Origin of the sequence: Paenibacillus septentrionalis (assembly GCF_042659865.1) — a bacterium.
In the GTDB taxonomy this organism is placed as follows: Bacteria; Bacillota; Bacilli; order Paenibacillales; family Paenibacillaceae; genus Pristimantibacillus; species Pristimantibacillus septentrionalis.
The window spans coordinates 1,017,316-1,035,695 of record NZ_JBHSTE010000001.1; the positions used below are offsets into that span (position 1 = coordinate 1,017,316).

At 43.8% G+C, this 18,380-nt stretch carries 16 protein-coding genes, 1 pseudogene and 1 riboswitch; of the genes and pseudogenes, 7 read left to right on the plus strand and 10 right to left on the minus strand.

Annotated elements, in window-relative coordinates:
- Positions 1-732 (minus strand): LytR/AlgR family response regulator transcription factor, encoded by a 732-nt coding sequence (locus ACFP56_RS04630; RefSeq protein WP_379231604.1) that lies wholly within the window; start codon positions 730-732, stop codon positions 1-3.
- A gap of 268 nt (positions 733-1,000) precedes the next feature.
- Here ACFP56_RS04630 and ACFP56_RS04635 point away from each other — a divergent pair, with 268 nt between their 5' ends.
- Together ACFP56_RS04635 and ACFP56_RS04640 are read left to right on the plus strand one after the other, a co-directional pair.
- Entirely contained in the window at positions 1,001-1,333 is a 333-nt protein-coding gene (locus tag ACFP56_RS04635) for a PadR family transcriptional regulator (protein WP_379231606.1), read from the plus strand.
- Positions 1,330-2,004 (plus strand): DUF1129 family protein, encoded by a 675-nt coding sequence (locus ACFP56_RS04640; protein WP_379231608.1) that lies wholly within the window; start codon positions 1,330-1,332, stop codon positions 2,002-2,004. Before ACFP56_RS04635 ends, ACFP56_RS04640 begins: the two co-directional genes overlap by 4 nt.
- A 76-nt stretch (positions 2,005-2,080) precedes the next feature.
- Here ACFP56_RS04640 and ACFP56_RS04645 read toward each other — a convergent pair whose 3' ends face one another.
- A complete protein-coding gene (locus ACFP56_RS04645; RefSeq protein ID WP_379231610.1) occupies positions 2,081-2,947 on the minus strand; it encodes a sigma-70 family RNA polymerase sigma factor in 867 nt (288 codons plus the stop codon).
- A gap of 173 nt (positions 2,948-3,120) precedes the next feature.
- Here ACFP56_RS04645 and ACFP56_RS04650 point away from each other — a divergent pair, with 173 nt between their 5' ends.
- Positions 3,121-3,606 carry a carboxymuconolactone decarboxylase family protein gene (locus tag ACFP56_RS04650; protein WP_379231612.1) on the plus strand — a complete coding sequence of 162 codons (486 nt, stop codon included), beginning with the start codon at positions 3,121-3,123 and terminating at the stop codon, positions 3,604-3,606.
- A 108-nt stretch (positions 3,607-3,714) separates the two neighbouring features.
- On the opposite strand, the gene thiC is transcribed toward ACFP56_RS04650, so the two are convergent.
- Together thiC and ACFP56_RS04660 are read right to left on the minus strand one after the other, a co-directional pair.
- A complete protein-coding gene (gene thiC, locus ACFP56_RS04655) occupies positions 3,715-5,475 on the minus strand; it encodes a phosphomethylpyrimidine synthase ThiC (protein WP_379231614.1) in 1,761 nt (586 codons plus the stop codon).
- A 17-nt stretch (positions 5,476-5,492) separates the two neighbouring features.
- Entirely contained in the window at positions 5,493-5,657 is a 165-nt protein-coding gene (locus ACFP56_RS04660) for a hypothetical protein (protein WP_379231616.1), read from the minus strand.
- A 35-nt stretch (positions 5,658-5,692) separates the two neighbouring features.
- Positions 5,693-5,799: riboswitch (TPP riboswitch) on the minus strand.
- 226 nt (positions 5,800-6,025) lie between these two features.
- Between ACFP56_RS04660 and ACFP56_RS04665 the strand changes: the two genes are divergently transcribed.
- Positions 6,026-6,598: a TetR/AcrR family transcriptional regulator gene (locus tag ACFP56_RS04665; RefSeq protein WP_379231618.1), complete on the plus strand. Its 573-nt coding sequence runs from the start codon at positions 6,026-6,028 to the stop codon at positions 6,596-6,598.
- Between the two features lie 21 nt (positions 6,599-6,619).
- The gene (locus ACFP56_RS04670) at positions 6,620-7,462 is read left to right on the plus strand and encodes a CPBP family glutamic-type intramembrane protease (RefSeq protein WP_379231620.1); all 843 of its coding nucleotides are present in this window, start codon (positions 6,620-6,622) and stop codon (positions 7,460-7,462) included.
- Here ACFP56_RS04670 and ACFP56_RS04675 read toward each other — a convergent pair.
- Entirely contained in the window at positions 7,441-7,647 is a 207-nt protein-coding gene (locus tag ACFP56_RS04675) for a hypothetical protein (protein ID WP_379231622.1), read from the minus strand. The two genes, ACFP56_RS04670 and ACFP56_RS04675, sit on opposite strands and share 22 nt — an antisense overlap.
- Here ACFP56_RS04675 and ACFP56_RS04680 point away from each other — a divergent pair.
- On the plus strand, positions 7,646-8,356 hold the full coding sequence (locus ACFP56_RS04680; protein ID WP_379231624.1) for a DNA alkylation repair protein: 711 nt from the start codon (positions 7,646-7,648) through the stop codon (positions 8,354-8,356). The two genes, ACFP56_RS04675 and ACFP56_RS04680, sit on opposite strands and share 2 nt — an antisense overlap.
- 175 nt (positions 8,357-8,531) lie before the next feature.
- On the opposite strand, the gene ACFP56_RS04685 is transcribed toward ACFP56_RS04680, so the two are convergent.
- Entirely contained in the window at positions 8,532-10,406 is a 1,875-nt protein-coding gene (locus ACFP56_RS04685) for a glycosyl hydrolase family 18 protein (RefSeq protein ID WP_379231627.1), read from the minus strand.
- Positions 10,407-10,653: 247 nt separating this feature from the next.
- Here ACFP56_RS04685 and ACFP56_RS04690 point away from each other — a divergent pair, with 247 nt between their 5' ends.
- Entirely contained in the window at positions 10,654-10,935 is a 282-nt protein-coding gene (locus tag ACFP56_RS04690) for a hypothetical protein (protein WP_379231629.1), read from the plus strand.
- 138 nt (positions 10,936-11,073) lie between these two features.
- Here the strand turns inward: ACFP56_RS04690 and ACFP56_RS21765 are convergent.
- From ACFP56_RS21765 to ACFP56_RS04715, 4 genes and pseudogenes are all read right to left on the minus strand, one after another.
- Positions 11,074-11,776, minus strand: a pseudogene (locus ACFP56_RS21765) (Fic family protein).
- Positions 11,777-12,027: 251 nt separating this feature from the next.
- Positions 12,028-14,355, minus strand: a complete 2,328-nt coding sequence (gene yicI, locus ACFP56_RS04705; protein WP_379231636.1) for an alpha-xylosidase — start codon at positions 14,353-14,355, stop codon at positions 12,028-12,030.
- A 71-nt stretch (positions 14,356-14,426) separates the two neighbouring features.
- Positions 14,427-16,808: a GH36-type glycosyl hydrolase domain-containing protein gene (locus ACFP56_RS04710; RefSeq protein WP_379231638.1), complete on the minus strand. Its 2,382-nt coding sequence runs from the start codon at positions 16,806-16,808 to the stop codon at positions 14,427-14,429.
- Positions 16,805-18,313: a glycoside hydrolase family 43 protein gene (locus tag ACFP56_RS04715; RefSeq protein WP_379231640.1), complete on the minus strand. Its 1,509-nt coding sequence runs from the start codon at positions 18,311-18,313 to the stop codon at positions 16,805-16,807. Before ACFP56_RS04715 ends, ACFP56_RS04710 begins: the two co-directional genes overlap by 4 nt.
- Between the last annotated feature and the right edge of the window lie 67 nt (positions 18,314-18,380).

Genomic DNA, 18,380 nt, shown 5'->3' on the forward strand with positions numbered 1-18,380 from the left:
TCACCGATCCTTTAATCGTACTTTCATTTTTTTCATCATTCTTCTGGAGACGGGTACCTGTTTTCCGCTTTTTAGAATAACGTGCTGTCCAGCGACATCCAGCCCTTGAATTTGCTGCTCATTTACAACATAGGACTGATGACAGCGGATTAATCGTGAGTCGATTTGCTCGATCTCCTTCAGGCTTCCGTACAATTGAATAAATTGATTCGTTGTAATGAGCTTTAAGCGGTGAGGCTCGTCCGTCATGATGTATTCGATGGTGTGAAAGGGGACCTTTACCGTAGTATGAACGTTTTCTACGAAGAAGTAATCCTCTTTATGCTCCACTTTATTTTTTTGCACATAGTGCTGCAAGCAAGCTTCAATTTTTTGCAGTCGCTCAGGTCTAGAAAGATCCTTTTCAATAAAGGTTAAAGCAGACACCATGTATTGATAGGAGATGGATGCTAATTCAGAATGCGTTGTTACAAATACGATTATGCCATGAGGATCGACTTTGCGAATCTCCTGCGCAACCTCCAAGCCTTTGCGTTCTTCATTCTTAATTTCGATGTCTAAAAAATAGATTGGCAAATATGTACAAGCTGGAACTTTACTAATAATGTGCTCATAGCGGCTCGTTGCTTCAATGAAATCGTATGGAATATGTTGTGCCAAGCAGATCTCCTCAATAGATTGTTTCAAGCTTTGCGCTTGAATAACATCGTCTTCTAATATAAAAATACTCACGTTGCACCTCAATTCACAGCTCCAAGTTACTAGAAAGATACATCATCATTGTATAAAAGGCAAGCAAGCACCTATCCCAAAGCAAGCATCTGATGCTTATATGAGAAAGACCCTCAGGATTTAGAGGATTAAATCTAGTTGTATCACAAAATGATCATAATGACTTGCAAGATGATCAATCATTTGATAAAGTAAACACAAGCTACTTTGCTATGCAAGGTAGTTTATTATTACACCACTATATGGTTATACAAGGTAGGTGAAAAACTTGTCAGTGCGAAGCCAGTTATTGAAAGGCATATTAGAAGGCTGCATCTTGGCCGTGATCGCAAACGAAACAATATACGGCTATGAGCTAACGGTTAAGCTTCATGCTATGCGCATTGAAGTAAGCGAAGGATCAATCTACCCCATTCTCCTTCGACTTCAAAAGGAGAAGCTGATCATAGGGGAAACGAAAAAATCGCCAAGCGGACCGAACCGTAAATACTACACCCTGACAGAAAAAGGTGAGGAAGCGCTGCAAGAATTTATAAAGCATTGGGAGAACTTAAAGGAGCCTGTCGATGAGCTATTAAAAAAAGGAGGCCAAACATCATGAACGTCAAAGAGCTAATTGAAGAAAACAATAGAAAGCGCGAGCTGTTAAACAAGGAAAATGAACAATACTATAGCGGACTACTTCTATATATCCGAACATCCTTTAATAAACCTGAGCAAGAAACAGAAGAAATCTTAATGGAAGTGCTGGATCATCTGTTGCAGGCGCAGGAAGAAGGTCGTAAAGCCGAAGAGGTATTTGGAGATGACCCCAAAGCCTATGCACAGGAAATTGTCGGTGAACTGCCAACAGCGATGCCTACAGAGGTTATAAAGCTTATGATCATGGCAGGCTTTAGCTTTCTAGGTGTGTTCGCTCTTACATCAGGGGTGCTGACTACGATTTTAAGCTATGGATTTAATCTTGGACATACGGTCTATCAATTCCACTTGGGCAGTCTAGCTGTAGGAATTGCTGCTTCCCTTCTCTTTGTCTATTTATTAATTTATGGAGCACTAACCTATATTCGCTGGTCCGCTTTCCGCAAGACTAATAAAGTAAAGGAATTTATCATTGCGTTTTTCATTAATGGAGCTGTTATCGGGCTCTTCTTGGCTGGTCTATACTTCATGCCTTCGTTTGGACCATCTTTCGGGTTTCCTGTTTACTGGCTAATCATGATTGGTGCAGTATTGTATGGTGCAGGGAAATGGCTTGAGCATAAGAAGTAGTATAAAGCGTAAGCCCCGACGAACCTCGAATGATCATCGGGGCTTACGCTTCAGTCAGTCTATCTAACTTGTTAGCCTAATCTGCAGCTAGTACTGCCAATTCCGTCTTAGCTAATCGTTCAGGGTGAGAGATAAGATCAATCTCCGTAATTTTGCCGCTGGTTACGTTGAATTTCAACACGTAAAGCAGCTTGCCGCGAGGTGCAGCTATAATTCCAACCGTACCGTCTACAAGTGCAAGCTGAGCAGATTTTTGTGCACGTCCAGCTACTTTTTTCGCCAACGCTACGGCTCCTCTTGTGATAGCTGCTTCGGATTCACGATCATCTCGCAGAACGACCTCAGGATCAAGTGCTGCAATTAACCGATCAAAATCTCCTGCATGAGCAGCGGCGAGAAATGCCTTAACGGCTTCATGCTGGTCATCAGCATTAGTCGTTCGTGCGGCTTTTTCTCCGCGAACTCGCCGTCTTGCCCTACTTGCTATCTGCCTAGTCGCATCCTCGGACTTGCCAATGATAGGAGCAATTTCTTGAAACGGTAGATGAAACACATCATGCAAAACAAATGCGATGCGTTCTGCAGGCTTCAATTGGGCTAACACCACCAGCATTGCAGCGCCAACTGAATCTGCAATTAATGCTTCTTGCTCAGGGTCAACTTGCTGATGATCCGTCAACGTGTCAGACAACTGAGCCTCGAGCGTTTCTTCCTTCCTCGATTTTCGTGATCTTAGCATATCCAGACATATTCGGGATACGACCGTAGTCAGCCACCCTCCGATATTTTGAATAGTGCTCACATCTATCCGACTAAGCCGCAGCCAGGTTTCTTGTACAGCATCTTCAGCTTCACTAATTGAACCAAGCATACGGTAAGCCACAGTAAAAAGCTGCTTTCGATACGTTTCAAATATAGTTGCCAACCAAACCTGATCACTCATTTTTCGACTCCTTATCGAACCTAGCTAACTATACATACTGACGGATGAAATATATCAATTGTGACATGTATGTATTCACCTAATAAAAACTGTCACATTGTAATGCTTTCCATTCGTCAACCTTTTGAGCGCCCAAGCAAGGGCTGAATTTAAAATAAGAGGAGTGCTAATTTATGAAATCAAGAATGGACAATCCTGTTGTGCTTATACCTGAAATGGGTCAGGCTCTAACTTCTTTGGGCAGTGCATTATTCGCTTCTGCTGCACAGCATAATCTTTCGAAAGGTCTGCTGTTTCTATGTTACTTGAGATCGAGTCAAATGAATGGCGACAGTGTATGCGTACAGCTCCACTCGCAAAATGCTCTTTCAGCTGGTGAAACAACTGCTCGTGTAACTGCTATAGCGGCATGGCGTAACACTCAGCTTTTCGATGAAGCTGAACGTGCCGCACTCGCACTTTGTGAAGCTGTGACACGGATTAATGACCGAGAGCATCCCGTACCGAATGAGATCTTCGATCAGGCAGCCAAACACTTTGACAGCCAGCAATTAGCAACACTGATCGCTGGACTTGCAACTGTTAATCTCTTTAACCGGCTGAATGTCTCTACAGGACAGCTTGCACCCCTTGGTTCTACAGGCGAACCAGCAAAGTAAAGTAGTAAGCTTTATCCAATTGGAGGAATGGGAAAAGCTCTCCCACCCCTATTAACCTAAAATAAAAGCCTGTAGAAATGGTACATCTACAGGCTTGCTTAGCCTTATTTATACATAGATAGAAGAGCCTGCCGTACGGAATTGACCCGCTTTTTCTTTCATTCCTTCTTCCAATGCTTCCTTTGTATTCAATCCTTTCGCCTCTGCATAGTCGCGAATATCCTGCGTAATTCTCATACTGCAAAATTTCGGACCGCACATCGAGCAGAAGTGAGCTGACTTAGCTGCCTCTGCCGGAAGTGTCTCATCATGGTACGACATCGCCCGTTCAGGGTCCAATGACAAATGAAACTGATCACGCCAACGAAACTCGAAGCGAGCCTTCGATAATGCATCATCCCGCTGTTTGGCTCTTGGATGACCTTTGGCCAAATCCGCAGCATGAGCAGCAATTTTATAAGCAATAACGCCTTCCTTCACATCATTTTTATCAGGCAGCCCCAGATGCTCCTTCGGTGTCACGTAGCATAGCATTGCCGTGCCAAACCAACCAATCATCGCCGCACCAATCGCTGACGTAATATGATCATATCCTGGTGCAATATCTGTTGTTAGCGGTCCTAATGTATAGAACGGCGCTTCATCACATACAGCCATCTGCCGATCAACATTCTCTTTAATCATATGCATTGGCACATGTCCAGGCCCTTCGATCATCACCTGTACATCATGCTTCCAAGCGATTTTCGTTAGCTCACCAAGTGTTTCCAGCTCAGCGAACTGTGCTTCATCGTTCGCATCTGCAATTGAACCTGGGCGAAGCCCATCTCCTAGAGAGAAGGCAACATCATACATCTTCATAATTTCACATATTTCCTCGAAATGCGTGTACAAGAAGTTTTCTTGATGATGCGCAAGACACCATGCAGCCATTATCGAGCCGCCGCGCGATACAATCCCTGTCACGCGCTTAGCCGTTAGCGGTATGTAACGCAATAATACGCCTGCATGTATCGTAAAATAGTCAACGCCTTGTTCGGCTTGCTCAATCAACGTATCGCGATAAATTTCCCAGCTTAAATCCTCTGCTACTCCATTGACCTTTTCCAGTGCTTGATAGAGTGGAACCGTCCCTACTGGAACAGGCGAGTTGCGGATAATCCATTCGCGTGTTGTGTGGATATTTTTCCCCGTAGACAGGTCCATAATCGTATCTGCGCCCCAGCGGGTAGCCCACGTCATTTTCTCCACTTCTTCATCAATCGACGAAGCGACTGCAGAATTTCCAATATTAGCATTGATCTTCACATGAAAATGACGACCTATAATCATCGGTTCGCTTTCTGGATGGTTAATATTAGCTGGGATAATTGCTCTCCCCGCTGCTACTTCATCGCGAACAAATTCAGGGGACATGCCCTCACGTAATGCAATAAACTCCATCTCTGGCGTAATGATGCCTTTTCGCGCATAATGCAGCTGCGTCACATTGCTTTCCTGTTTTGCTCGCAGCGGCTGTCGTACCAGTCCCTGAGCGATTGCAGCTCCTCTTTCCTTGGCACGCTCAGCTGTTGTAAATCCATTGTCTTCTGGCTTTAGTTCACGTCCTTCGTATCGCTCCGTATCTCCACGCTCCTCAATCCATGCCTGACGCACAGCGGGAAGACCTGCTTCAATGTCAATCACGCAATCTGGATCGGTATAAGGGCCGCTGGCATCATACACAAGCACCGGATCATTGGATTCGCGAAGCTCACCACGCACAGTGTCTTCAAGTTTAATTTCTCGCATCGGAACGCGAATGTCCTCACGGGAACCAGTCACATACACTTTACGGCTGCCTGGTAACGGATTAGTCATAATTGCCATAATATTACCTCCTATAATTAGATGGAAGCTCCACCAGAAGGCTCTGACAAGAAAATATACGCAGCAGCACGCTCCGCTCCAGGCAGCATAAAAAAAGCCGCCCAGCTCGGGCGGCAGCAAATGGTTACATCAACAACAGCTAAACATAGCCAAACAGAAATAGCATGAAATAAGCCCATCAAGAGCTATGACCACCATCCGTTCAGTATGTTCTGCATGCTGTACCATTCCACTTTCCTACGCTGGTATTGTCCAGATCAGGTTCAAAGGGACAAAAGCCTACTCGCTTAATCTCAGCCCTGACGGGCGCCCCTAGTGGTTTCCTCATTAAATTTTACCTACTCTTATCCTACACTGTCAACTGTTTCTAGATTTTTTACGGAAATGATTGACAGTAAGCGAAACTCCAATTATGATATTAAGCAAATGCTTAATGTTGAGCATTTGCTTAATATAGGGTCAAGCTTCGTGCTGTTTATGGATTTTCATCATATACAGCTTTGTTGGTTAATGATAAAACTTGAAACGTTTTGGCGAAGGAGGATGGAACTTGGTTAGCAAGCAAGAGCAATACAATCAGCGCCGCCTGCAAATCTTGCAAACAGCACTTGATTTATTTGTTGCAAGAGGCTATTACGGGACATCGACGCGTGAAATTTCCAAGGCGGCAGGCATTAGCTCCGGGCTGATGTTTCATTATTTTACTTCCAAGCAGCACATCTATGAGGAGTTGATTATGATTGGCTGTCAGCGAATGGATATTGATTTTGCTGCGGCGATGAAGCAGCCACTTCCATTTCTGCAAGCTTTGGTGGAGGAATTGCTGTCCATGCTGGAGCAGAGCACATTTTCAGCCAAAATGTTTATCTTAATGGAAAATGCCTTCTTTCAACGCGATATTTCTGAAAAGGTTAATAAGCTGCTCGATGCCCGCAATATCGTGGAATTAAGTAAAGACGTCATTGTGCAAGGGCAGCAGTTAGGTCAATTTAAGGATGGTGACCCCATTGCGTTGTCACTAACGTTCTGGAATTCGATACAAGGAATTGCCCAGCATTTGGCACTACAGCCTCAGCATCCGAAACCGCAGGCTGCATGGATAATTGATATTTTAAGAAAGTAAACGAGAGGGCAGGTGTCGGGAATGGAAAGAAAGAGCGTAAGAAATTTAACGGTATTCGTTGCAGCCGTGCTTGCTAGCGGCTGGCTCGGTGTGCTCGTAGACAGCTTTCTGGACGACCAGCCGGAGGGCAATACGCTCGGCATGGGGCTATGGCTGCTATTTCCGCTGCTGACCGTAGTCGCGTTGCGTGTATTTGCCGGGGAAGGCTGGAAAGCGGCAGGCTTGACACCGCGCCTTAAGCAAGGCTGGCAGTGGTATATTGTAGCAGTGCTTGTCTACCCGGTTGTTACAGCACTAGTACTGCTGATCGGCTATGCTGCGGGCTGGGTCGAACTAACTAATTTGCGCATAGAAGCATTAGCGGGAGTATTTATCAGCTTGCTATTTGGGCAATTTATAAAAAATATATTCGAAGAGTTTGTGTGGCGCGGCTACTTGACTGCCAAGCTGGTGCAGAAAGGAATGAAGGACTGGAGCATTTATCTGATTGCCGGATTGGTATGGGGATTGTGGCATTTGCCTTACTATTTATTTTTCTTGCCTAAGCATATGATGTACAGCGTTCTGCCAGTAGACAAGCTGCTATTTGCGCTAGTTGCGATTGTGTCGATGATTGCATGGTCAATTATGTTTGTCGAGCTGTTCCGCGTAACGAACTCGATCTGGCCGGGAGTGCTGATGCACGCAGTCGAGGATTCGCTGCTTAACCCGCTCGTTATTGACGGATACATTACGATTGCCAGCGGAAAAGAAATATGGATTTCCCCTATAACTGGAATTGCAGCTACTTTGCTGTATGTGGTGGTTGGCTTGCTCATTCGTGCTGTTCGTTTGCGGCGAGACTATCCGAAAAACGCCTGCTGATTATCCAGCTTTGATTTCTCTTGCGCCGGATATGATAATGAGGCGGTATCATCAAAAAAGCTGATCATGTCCTCGAAAGCTGCTTGCTGATCTGTACTTTCTATCGTATCTGGGAGAAAATGAATGAAATAGACCACGATAACAGCAACACGATACTTAATCAACCGAAAGGAGAAAATAATCATGGATAATCATACCGCTGAACGTTTTGTACTTGAATTACAGCAGCATCAGAATGAAGCGGACATAGAAAAAATGAAGAAATTCTTTAAAGATTCAGATGAAAGCACGGAGTGCTTAGGTCTAAACATGCAAACTGTATTCCGAACTGCCAAACTCTACTCGAATATGCCTTTAGATGAAATCGAACAACTTTTAGAGAGTAAGTATTATGAAGTGAGAATGGGTGCCGTAAGCATAATGGATTTTCAGGCCAAGAGCAATAAGATAACTGGCGAACATAGACAGGCACTGTATGAGCTATATATCCGAAGACATGATCGAATCAACAACTGGGATTTCGTCGATCGCGCTGCTCCTTCTGTTATCGGAACGTATTTGCTGGATAAACCTAAGGATAAGTTATACATGTTGGCAAAATCCTCTAACATATGGGAACGAAGAACAGCTATCGTTAGTACACATAGCTTTATTCGAAAAGGCAACATAGAAGATACATATGCCATTGCTGAGTTGCTAATAAATGATCAAGAGGATTTAATTAACAAGGCCGTTGGCAGTTTTATTCGTGAAGCTGGAAAAAAAGATGAAGAGAAATTAAAGGCTTTCCTAGACAAATATGCCGCTACTATGCCAAGAGTCACTTTAAGATATGCAATCGAGAAGTTTGATAAAAGCACAAAAGAGTATTATTTAAGTTTAAAAAGCAGGTAACACCGAGAAATCAGCCAACGAAAGCTGCATCTTCTGGCACATCTTAAACAACAAAAAACGGGATAAGCAAGGTTTAGCTTTGCTTATCCCGTTTTTTCACTTTTAACTTTCAGGGTCCTTTTAGCTAGAATAGTCCCGGTTCACAGCCACAGCTATGCCAATATTGCCACCTTATTTAGCAAGGCCCGATCACTCTCCATACATCCCACTCGCCGGAAAGATCAGGACGATCGCCTTGCGTCCACCATTTCGCTTCATAGATGATACCGTTGTAGACAACTCGGTTGCCACTGGTATAAACATTAGCTGCTCCCCATTCCGCTACTGGACAAGCTGGCGTTACTGCTTCTTCTGTCGTAACGCTTAACGGAGCACTTGCGTCCGATAGATTGCCTGCCGCATCACGTGCTTTTACTGTAAATACATAGGTCGTATTGCTGCTCAGACCCGTAACCGTTGTGCTGGTACCAGCCACACTTGATGCTAGCACGCCATCTCTAAACACCTGATAGCCTGTTACTCCTCTGTTGTCTGTTGAAGCTGTCCAGCTTAGAGATACGGAATTAGCCGTTTTACCTGTAAGCGTCAAGCCTGTCGGAACAGTTGGCGGTGTTGTGTCTGGATCACCCGTACCAGGACCGCCAGGGCCTGGGCCTTCACCATTGTTCAGCTGCTCCGCTAACACATCGAGCAGCTTCGTTCCACTGCAGCTATACTGCGGACTCACGCGACAATCGGAGGAGAGCTCCCAGAACATGCCGCCACCGAGGCCTCTTGATTTGATGTAATCAACCTTATGCGTGAACGAATCTGGATCGTCATAGCTGATGAATACTCTGGAAGTCGCGTTATATAGATATGGAACCTTCGCCACGTCGTTCCAGTATCGAACAAAACCGTTCTTATTGACATAGTTGGCAGCTAGATCACCGTAATCAAATACGCCGCCTTCCCATGTTCCAGCAGGGATGCCTGAACATTGCTGATACTGACCATCACCAGCTGCCCCAGGCGCACATCCTGCCCATGCACGGCCATAGAATGGAAGACCGAGCACGATTTTTTCAGCTGGAACACCTGCATTCAGATGCCCCTGTACTCCACTGTCAGCGTTGAACGTCGTTGCATTTTCCACATTTGCTGCAACGGCTGCGGGATCAAGATACAGTGGCGCGTTATGCGCACTTTGATTGCTCCAACCGCCATTAAAATCATAGGTCATAATGTTGATCCAATCGACGATGTTGGCAATCGCAGCCAGCTCATTGTTCTGTGCATAGGTTGGCGAAGCAGAAGAAGCAATCGTTAACGTGTATTCTTTGCCGTCTGCAATTTCCGCCGCATCCAAGTAATTTCGTACTTCCTGCAGTAGAAGCGTATGATTTTGCTTATCCTCTGGACGATAGCTATTGCCAGGAAGGCCGCCGCTTACCGGGTACTCCCAATCAAGATCGACGCCGTCCATTTGGTACTTGCGGATGAAATCAACTGCCGATTGGGCAAATGCTTTTCGCGTTGCATCAGATGCCGCTACATCAGAAAAGCGATTCGACCACGACCAGCCGCCTACTGAAATAATCGTTTTCAAATGAGGATGCTGCTGCTTTAGCTTTATCAGTTCGTTCAGGTTTCCGCGAATTGGCTGATCCCATGTGTCTCCGGGAAATGATTTTTGTGCGTCAATCCACGGATCGCCAAGCACAATCGTGCCGTTAGGAACATTGATTGTTTGACCAGCTTCATTTTGGCATGGCCAAGTTTGTGGGTTAGGACCGGTTGGGTCAGGATTGCCGTGTATGCCGTTCCAGCAAATATCTGCGAATGCGTAGTTAATGTGGGTTAGTTTGGAAGCGTCTATATCCGCAACGTTGAAATTGCGACCATAGGCTCCCCAGGAAGGAAAGTAACCAACGATCTTGTAGCCATTGTCTTGCTGTGTGGTTGCGCTCGAGGCAAATGCCGTCGGTCCAAAAGCGCCAACAATCAGTAGCAGCACCGACATCAGCATCATGCGAGCAGACCATTTTCTTCTTCGATTAACCAAATTCATACAAACATCTCTCCCTTCGATTTGACAAAGCATTTCTAAAGAGACCTCTAAGATGTAGTGAATGGTTTCAAATGCATAAGACAGAACCAACATGTATATAACTGGATTACTATACATTTGTTTCTTGTCTATAAATCTATTTTGCTTTATTCTTACTAGTATTGAACAGGGGGAATATTCGCTTGTCAGGGATAAATTTATTTCATAGACAGGATGATAGAATAGGAATGTTAGGAGTGGTGAATCAATGATAAAACTAATAAAATCATTTCGTTTTTGGTTTGCTCTACTATCAATCTTGATCATTACGCAAAATATGCTAGGCTGGGACGATAAAAACCTGCTGCTCTACTTCACGACACCACCGATAATCATTATAAATGAGTGGTTTTATTCGAACTGGAGTGTTTGGGGGAAGTATGCGATGCTGTTTTTTTATGTATGCAATTTCCTCACATGGTTTTTAGCTGGCTTTTTGCTTGATCGGTTTGTAAATCGTCTTGTTCGGAAATTGCGGAGGAGGGGTTAGGTTTATTACCATTAGACAGCTTTTGTTCCAAACGTTCTAGAGCTACAGAAAGAATATCCCTCCCGATTTTAACGATTAGGAGGGATATTTTTATAAGCTCAATGTTAACGACTAATAGTTTCAAGCAATAGTATCCATTTAATCTAATACACTCAGATATAGATCCAAAGAATTTTCTGTAGCTAAAGCAACAAGATCTATGAAATCCGTATAGTTCTTTTTAGCAATTGCCTCATCTAATGACTCATAGTAAGCTAAACGATGCTTTACTTCTATTATAATAGGAGGATATCCATCCTTCATCAGCTCTAGGTTCAATAATAATCGGGATGTTCGTCCGTTTCCATCGATAAAGGGATGTATGCCTACAAAAATAGCGTGCAGCATAGCTGCCCGTACAATTGGATGAAGCGTACTAGCTTCATTCTTATACCAATTCATTAATGCTTCCATTTCACTATTAAGTTGATAACTGCTATAAGCACCTGTTGATCGCGATGCACACCCGCATAGTCATCATTAATTCCTTTTAGTATAAGTCGATGTATGTTCTTTATTTGCCATTGAGACATTGGTTCTTCTTTACGGACGATGTCCTCTACATAAGAAATAGCTTGTTGATGATTAATAACCTCCAAGTGCTCACGTAGAGTTTTGCCACCAACAGTTACATCTTCCAATACAACCTTAGTTTCACTCAATGTCAACGTATTACCTTCGATCGCATTCGTGTTATACGTCCACTCTAGTAAATTTTTTCTCGCAAACTTTTTAAAGTATATTCAGGTAACGGTCTTTTGTTATCTAGCAACAACTTTTTCGCATCTATTTTACTAAACAACGCTCACACCCCCATAACTACAATCATACCTCATTATATATCATCTTACTATTACATGTACGTTAATCATGATCTCCATTTTTAAGTTTAGGCATACAAAACGACTAAGCCTGATCCAGCTCCATCATTCATCGCATATTTAATTAAATTCAACAAAAAAAGCCCAATAGACGATGGAACTGACAGACGTGGTCAGTTCCAAGCTATATGGGCCTTCTTTATTAACTACATGTTGAAGGTAAATTTAAGAGCTAGCTAGATAATTGCAGCGTTAAGCTTACTTGTTGTCTTCCAGCTGGAATGCGAACAATCCCGTCGATTAGTTCTCCTGCTTCTCCAGTGATCGCTGTAACCTGCTTATCATCATAAACTCGAATCGAGAACGGCTTGCCGCTGCTAGCAATGTCGAGCTTTATTGTATCCTGCTCTCTCGTCGCTTTCACGTTAACTTCTACTTCTCCGTTTACGTTATGAATCGTCGTTGCGATGTTTTTTCCATCCTCTAGCTGATAGATCGCGATCGTCGCATCATATGCAAAGTCATAATCTGGACGGGTTTCATTCGCTCCATGCACCACGATTGCATTTTGACGGACATATAGAGGCAAACTAAAGAAGTCATACTCTCCTTTAAACCACTTTCCACCCACAACCACTTCACCAGTTAGTAGGTGAGTCCACTTTCCATCCGGCAAATAATATTTTACAGTATGATCTGCGCTTAAGACTGGGGCTACTAGTAAATGGTCTCCCAGCATATATTGACGATCAATATACTCTACTGCAGGATCATTAGGGAATTCTAGCACCATTGCACGCATCATCGGAATCCCCTGTTCATGCGCCTGTGCTGCAGATTGATACAAATAAGGCATCAGTCTACATTTCAAATTCGTGAAATAACGTGTCACGTCTACTGCTTCCTCATCATATACCCATGGCACGCGGTACGATTTGCTTCCATGAAGACGACTATGACTTGAAAGTAAGCCAAACGCCAACCAGCGTTTAAATACATCCTCTTGCGGCTTATTTTCAAAACCACCGATATCATGGCTCCAATAGGCAAATCCAGATAATCCTAATGACAAGCCGCCACGCAAGCTTTCTGCCATCGACTCATAATCGGAGTTACAATCCCCTCCCCAATGAACAGGGAACTGCTGACCACCCGCTGTTGCAGATCGAGCGAATACTACCGCTTGCCCCTTGCCAAGCTTTTCCTCCAATACGTCAAAGACAACTTTATTGTACAAATACGCATAGTAGTTGTGCATTTTTTGCGGATCTGAGCCATCGTAGTACATAACCTCAGTTGGAATGCGTTCGCCAAAATCCGTTTTAAAGCTATCGACGCCTTGATCGATTAGATCGCGTAAATATTGGGCAAACCATTCACAAGCGGCTGGATTCGTAAAATCGACAATTCCCATTCCAGCTTGCCACATATCTGTCTGCCACACGTTGCCATCCGGTTTTTTAAGCAAATAACCATGCTTCTTACCTTCAGCGAACAGCTTAGAGCGCTGAGCAATATAAGGGTTAATCCATACGCTGATTTTAACCCCTTTTTCCTTCAAGCGCTGCAGCATCCCTACTGGATCAGGGAACGTTTGTTTATCCCACGTAAAATCTGTCCAGTGAAAACCGCTCATCCAGAAACAGTCAAAGTGAAATACACTTAACGGCAAATCTCTTTCTGCCATCCCATCAATAAATGAATTAACCGTTTCTTCATCATAGCTAGTCGTAAATGAGGTGGTCAGCCATAAGCCAAAAGACCACGCTGGAGGCAAAGCTGGTTTGCCAGTTAAGTCTGTATATTTCACTAATACATCCTTCATTTCTGGACCATCAATCACAAAGTATTCCAGCGATTCCCCTTCTACAGCAAACTGCACCTTTTTCACTTTTTCCGATGCAACCTCAAAGGAAACCAGCTCAGGATGATTAACAAAAACCCCATAGCCTTCATTGCTTATATAGAACGGAACATTTTTGTAGGCTTGCTCAGAGCTTGTGCCACCGTCCTTGTTCCACATATCAACCACTTGACCATTTTTCACAAAAGAAGTAAAACGCTCCCCTAATCCGTAAACCAGCTCACCTACGCCTAAGTCTAATTCCTCACGCATATAGGTCTTTGCGTTACCTTCTTTAATGTAGGCCATCGACTTCACACGGCTGCCTGTCAGACGCTTTGTTCCTCGATAGAAGGAAATATTCCACTCTTCACCCTTTTGTACATGAGCACGTAACGAACCACTCGTAAAGATAAGCTCATTGTCCGTTTCTTCGATTTGTACGTAATCGCCCGTCTCCGGAGTCAATATATAGTGTGGTCCACGTGGTTCTATTCCGTCAAAATGAATCAGCTTCACACCGATAATTCCAGGTCTTGGCGAATGAAATTGAACGGTTAACAGCGGTGTATTCAATGTATTCGAGCGAATGAGTATCTGTCGAGGAGAAGCATGAACAGTCAGCTTATTATTTTCAATAATATGATCATAGGGCTCTACTGCACTGATTACCTCATATTGTTCACGAATCATCCAGTTCCCATCAGTAAACTTCATAGTGTCTCTCCACCTTTATCTACGTTGTTACAGCTATAAACGAAGCTGTATTTCTTTATCGAACTACTTAATTATTTTTGCGGTAGCTTTACAAGCACTTCATATTTTTCACCAGCTTGAATATTTCGAACAGTGTGGCCCTCTATCATTTGCTCATCCACATAAATCGCCATTTCCCGTACATCCGTATGGCGCTCGATTACGATATTAAACGCCGCACCTCTAAATTGGCGCTGAATCGATGCCGTTTGCCAGTCAGATGGAAGCTGAGGTTGAATCGATAGTCCATCCTTACTTCCCTTCACCCCGAATAGTCCATCAATAATACAGCGATAAACCCAGGCTGCTGTACCTGTATTGAACAAGTGACTCGATCTACCAGCAGTTCGAGGAATTTGACGATAAGCTCCGCGATAATAGTTAGGAATAAAGGCTGGCAGCTGACCACGATGAATAATATCAGCCAGATCTGGACCAGGAATCATTTTTCTTAACAGTCGGTATGCATTATCCTGTTGATCCACTTGGTATAAAGCAAAAATATAAAATGCTGCCGCATGATTATACACCGCACCATTTTCCGCGCTACCCGGATGTTTTTGTGTTACACGCCCTACATCCTCACGCATTTTTGTAAAGGACGGTGCTAATTTCTCGACACCATAAGGCGTTTCTAACAGCTCCTCAACCGCTTTTAAGATTTTCGGCTGTTTTTCTGCATCAGCTGCTCCGCTCATCAGCGACCAGCCCTGAGGATTGATATAAATTTTCCCTTCAACATCGGTATGAATGCCGAACTTAACATTATCGTCGGTTATCCCTCTGGCATACCAATTTCCGTCCCACAAATGTTCATTCACAATTTCATTTGTTTTGTTTGCTTCTGTTCTGAACTGCTCTGCAACAGCTGGCTGTCCAGCATTGTCACAGATCTCTGCCCATACTTGGAATGCATACGCGGAAGCGATCGTTAGCCACCCCGATACGCCCTTACCTTTGTAGCCAACCATATTCATCGGATCGCACCAATCGCCTTGCTCGATGTAATTGAGTCCGCGTTCATCCCTTGTCTGGATTAACCAATTCATTGCGCGCACGATATGCTCAAACACGCTGACTGGCTTTGGATCATCCTGAAATGGAATAAGCTCCTCTAATATCGAATAGTCGTTTGTTTCATCTAAATACGTTACTAGGCTAAGCGGCAGCCAAATACAATGATCCGTATGCGGCACTTGATTGATATATTTCAGCTCTGCATCCTTGTGCAAAATAATTCCATCTGGCATCGCACCGCTTGCAGCCTGCTGCTTCATCGCAGTTAGAAAAGCTTGTCGTGCCGTCGCAGGATCGATGTAGCTCATTCCCATATTATCCTGCAAATAGTTTCGAGTTTGCGGATCTGTCGTTAGACGATTCGTCTGACCATGATAATAAATTTGTCTCGGCAACCAATGATTCACAAATTGATCAAAGGAAGAATCTGGCGTTTGAATCGTGATATTACCTGCACCACGCTCGATATACTGCTTATAGGCTTGCTGTGCAACAGCAAAACCGTCCTCTCCTGCTGCATTTCTTTGTACAAAATATTTCTCGCGTATCGCCGCAATATCTTGTTTGTTATGCGCAGGACCGAATAGGAAGCGAAGCTGCTCCTCGTCTCCCGCCTCAAAGGATAAGCGGTATTGCATCACAGCAGCAGGTGTTTCATAGCGAGCGTCACTATTGCTTAACGTTTCACCTTCAATCGCCGATGGAGCATGGATGCCTCCTTCTCCCTCGAACACCTCCCAATTCGCTTCCCAGCTAAGTGGCGCTTTATCTGCTAATAAGAACGTCATATCTTTTAAGGTTTTAATTTTTTCGTAGTCCGTATATTTCTGATAAGGCGTAATCGAAGTGCAAACGATCCCCTGTAGATCCGCTTCGTATTGACCAGCCTGATTCATCCATGACATATATCCAATCGTAAAGGATGGATATATGCTAATTTTACGCGGTCTATTCGAGTTGTTCTTAACCGTCACCTTCCACATTTCAATCGGCTCATCTGGTGATAAGGAAAGCGACATATTTAGCTCGATCTCGTTAAATACGACCTTCCAGGAGATATCATGCTTTCCAACAATAAATTGATATTCGTCTGGCTTAGCGCGTACAGGCTCATACGGAGCCGAAAACAGCTCATTGCTTTCCTCATCCTTGATATACACAAAGCGCCCTGGATGGTGAGCATAATAAGGCTGCTCTGGCTGCATAAATGTTTTTGCTTCCAGATTAGGGGCATGCGAATATTTCGCTGGTTCAGGCTGCATAAATTGTGAAACCGTATACCCTCTACAATTAACATCCATCATCATATGGTCGTTCCATAGGAAGCCTGATGCTTTTGGCATCACGACCGGGCTGTTCAAAATAATGTACTGCTCATCTTTTGTTGTTTCTATCATGTGATCTGCTCCTTACTGTCATATTCAAACCAATCAAAATATGCATTTGTGTTATAACGTGAGTAGTTGTACATCGCGATAAATACGCCTGTAAATCCGCCAGCAACCTCTGTAGATAGTAAGCGAGTTTCCCCTTCACCTATCTTGTTCCACTGCTCATTGCCTTCCCGATAATAAAAGAAATAGTCTGTCGGTGTTGCTTCTATTCTTAGCTCCACATCTGTTGCAGCAAGTGGTTCCGAATATTTTTCATCGATTAAGCTGCCAATTTGCCTGCGCAAGACGAGCTGCATGTGACCATTAATCTTCGTCAATGCAAGATCATAATGATGCCGATCATCCATAAATACAGTTAGTCCCGCTTCATCGTCATCACGCGGATTATATTCCATACTCACCGTAACCTCGCAATGATGATGCTGTTGCCGGCGTCCAATAAATGCAGGATACCCTCTACTTGTTAAACGATCGGAAGAGCCCGTAATCGTCAGATAGCTTTCTCTCTCCGATAAGGACCATGTTGTGTGTACGCCACTACGGATAAATGTCCAGCAATCATCGAGGGACGTACTTATAAAATCATCTCGCTTAGAGCTTTGCTCCCATTTTACAAATGGTAGATTCGGAGCTAGCTCCTCTAGCTCAACCGTGCCTTGATTTCCTATAATTGGCCACCCATCATCCGTCCAGTGGACAGGTGCTAAAAATGTTTCTCTACCAATGTGATGACGATACGGATAAGAGACTGGACGAACACCTAGGAACACCGCCCACCAGCTACCATCTGCTGCTTGGACAAGATCAGCATGTCCGGTAGATTGAATGTTTCGACCTGAGCTGCGATGTGTAAGAATCGGATTATACGGACATGACTCAAATGGCCCATACGGTGATTTACTACGTGCGATAACCTCAGTATGACCGTACTCTGTTCCGCCTTCCGCACACATTAAATAATAGTAATCGTTGATTTTATATAAATGAGGAGCCTCTGTAAATTTCCCCCCAGTTCCTTGCCAAATAAATTTCGTATCCGTTAGTTTCTCACCTGTCTCAATATCAATTTCGCATTGATAAATCCCAATACCTTCTTCTGTACCCGTACTTGTAAAATAAACCTTGCCATCATCGAAAAAGAGAGATGGATCGATACCTGACTGATCGACATAGATCGGTTCTGACCACTCGCCCGCAGGATCATCTGTCCACACATAGAAATGGCCACATTTCTTTTCATTTGTCGTAACCATGTAAAAGCGTCCTTCATGATAACGAATGGTTGGTGCCCAAACACCTTCTGAAATTCTCGCTTCCTCTAGCTGCAGTTGACTTTCTCTCGTTAAGCAATGACCAATTTGCCGCCAATGCACGAGATCTTTACTATGCCAGATTGGAATCCCCGGGTAATATCCAAAAGAGCTCGTTACAATATAATAGTCATCACCAGCACGACAAATGCTAGGATCCGGATAAAAGCCCGGAATAATGGGATTTTGAAAATTCATTTTACACCTCTTAAAAACTTTTTTGTTGCTTCATATATAGACTTTGAAAAAAAAACAAAAAAGTTAC

Excerpts from the sequence above, each read along its gene's own strand:
- ACFP56_RS04640 (WP_379231608.1), top strand. The coding sequence starts at position 1,330 with ATGAACGTCAAAGAGCTAATTGAAGAAAACAATAGAAAGCGCGAGCTG.
- ACFP56_RS04645 (WP_379231610.1), bottom strand. The coding sequence starts at position 2,947 with ATGAGTGATCAGGTTTGGTTGGCAACTATATTTGAAACGTATCGAAAG.
- ACFP56_RS04650 (WP_379231612.1), top strand. The coding sequence starts at position 3,121 with ATGAAATCAAGAATGGACAATCCTGTTGTGCTTATACCTGAAATGGGT.
- thiC (WP_379231614.1), bottom strand. The coding sequence starts at position 5,475 with ATGGCAATTATGACTAATCCGTTACCAGGCAGCCGTAAAGTGTATGTG.
- ACFP56_RS04670 (WP_379231620.1), top strand. The coding sequence starts at position 6,620 with ATGGAAAGAAAGAGCGTAAGAAATTTAACGGTATTCGTTGCAGCCGTG.
- ACFP56_RS04680 (WP_379231624.1), top strand. The coding sequence starts at position 7,646 with ATGGATAATCATACCGCTGAACGTTTTGTACTTGAATTACAGCAGCAT.
- ACFP56_RS04675 (WP_379231622.1), bottom strand. The coding sequence starts at position 7,647 with ATGATTATTTTCTCCTTTCGGTTGATTAAGTATCGTGTTGCTGTTATC.
- ACFP56_RS04685 (WP_379231627.1), bottom strand. The coding sequence starts at position 10,406 with ATGAATTTGGTTAATCGAAGAAGAAAATGGTCTGCTCGCATGATGCTG.
- ACFP56_RS04690 (WP_379231629.1), top strand. The coding sequence starts at position 10,654 with ATGATAAAACTAATAAAATCATTTCGTTTTTGGTTTGCTCTACTATCA.
- yicI (WP_379231636.1), bottom strand. The coding sequence starts at position 14,355 with ATGAAGTTTACTGATGGGAACTGGATGATTCGTGAACAATATGAGGTA.
- ACFP56_RS04710 (WP_379231638.1), bottom strand. The coding sequence starts at position 16,808 with ATGATAGAAACAACAAAAGATGAGCAGTACATTATTTTGAACAGCCCG.
- ACFP56_RS04715 (WP_379231640.1), bottom strand. The coding sequence starts at position 18,313 with ATGAATTTTCAAAATCCCATTATTCCGGGCTTTTATCCGGATCCTAGC.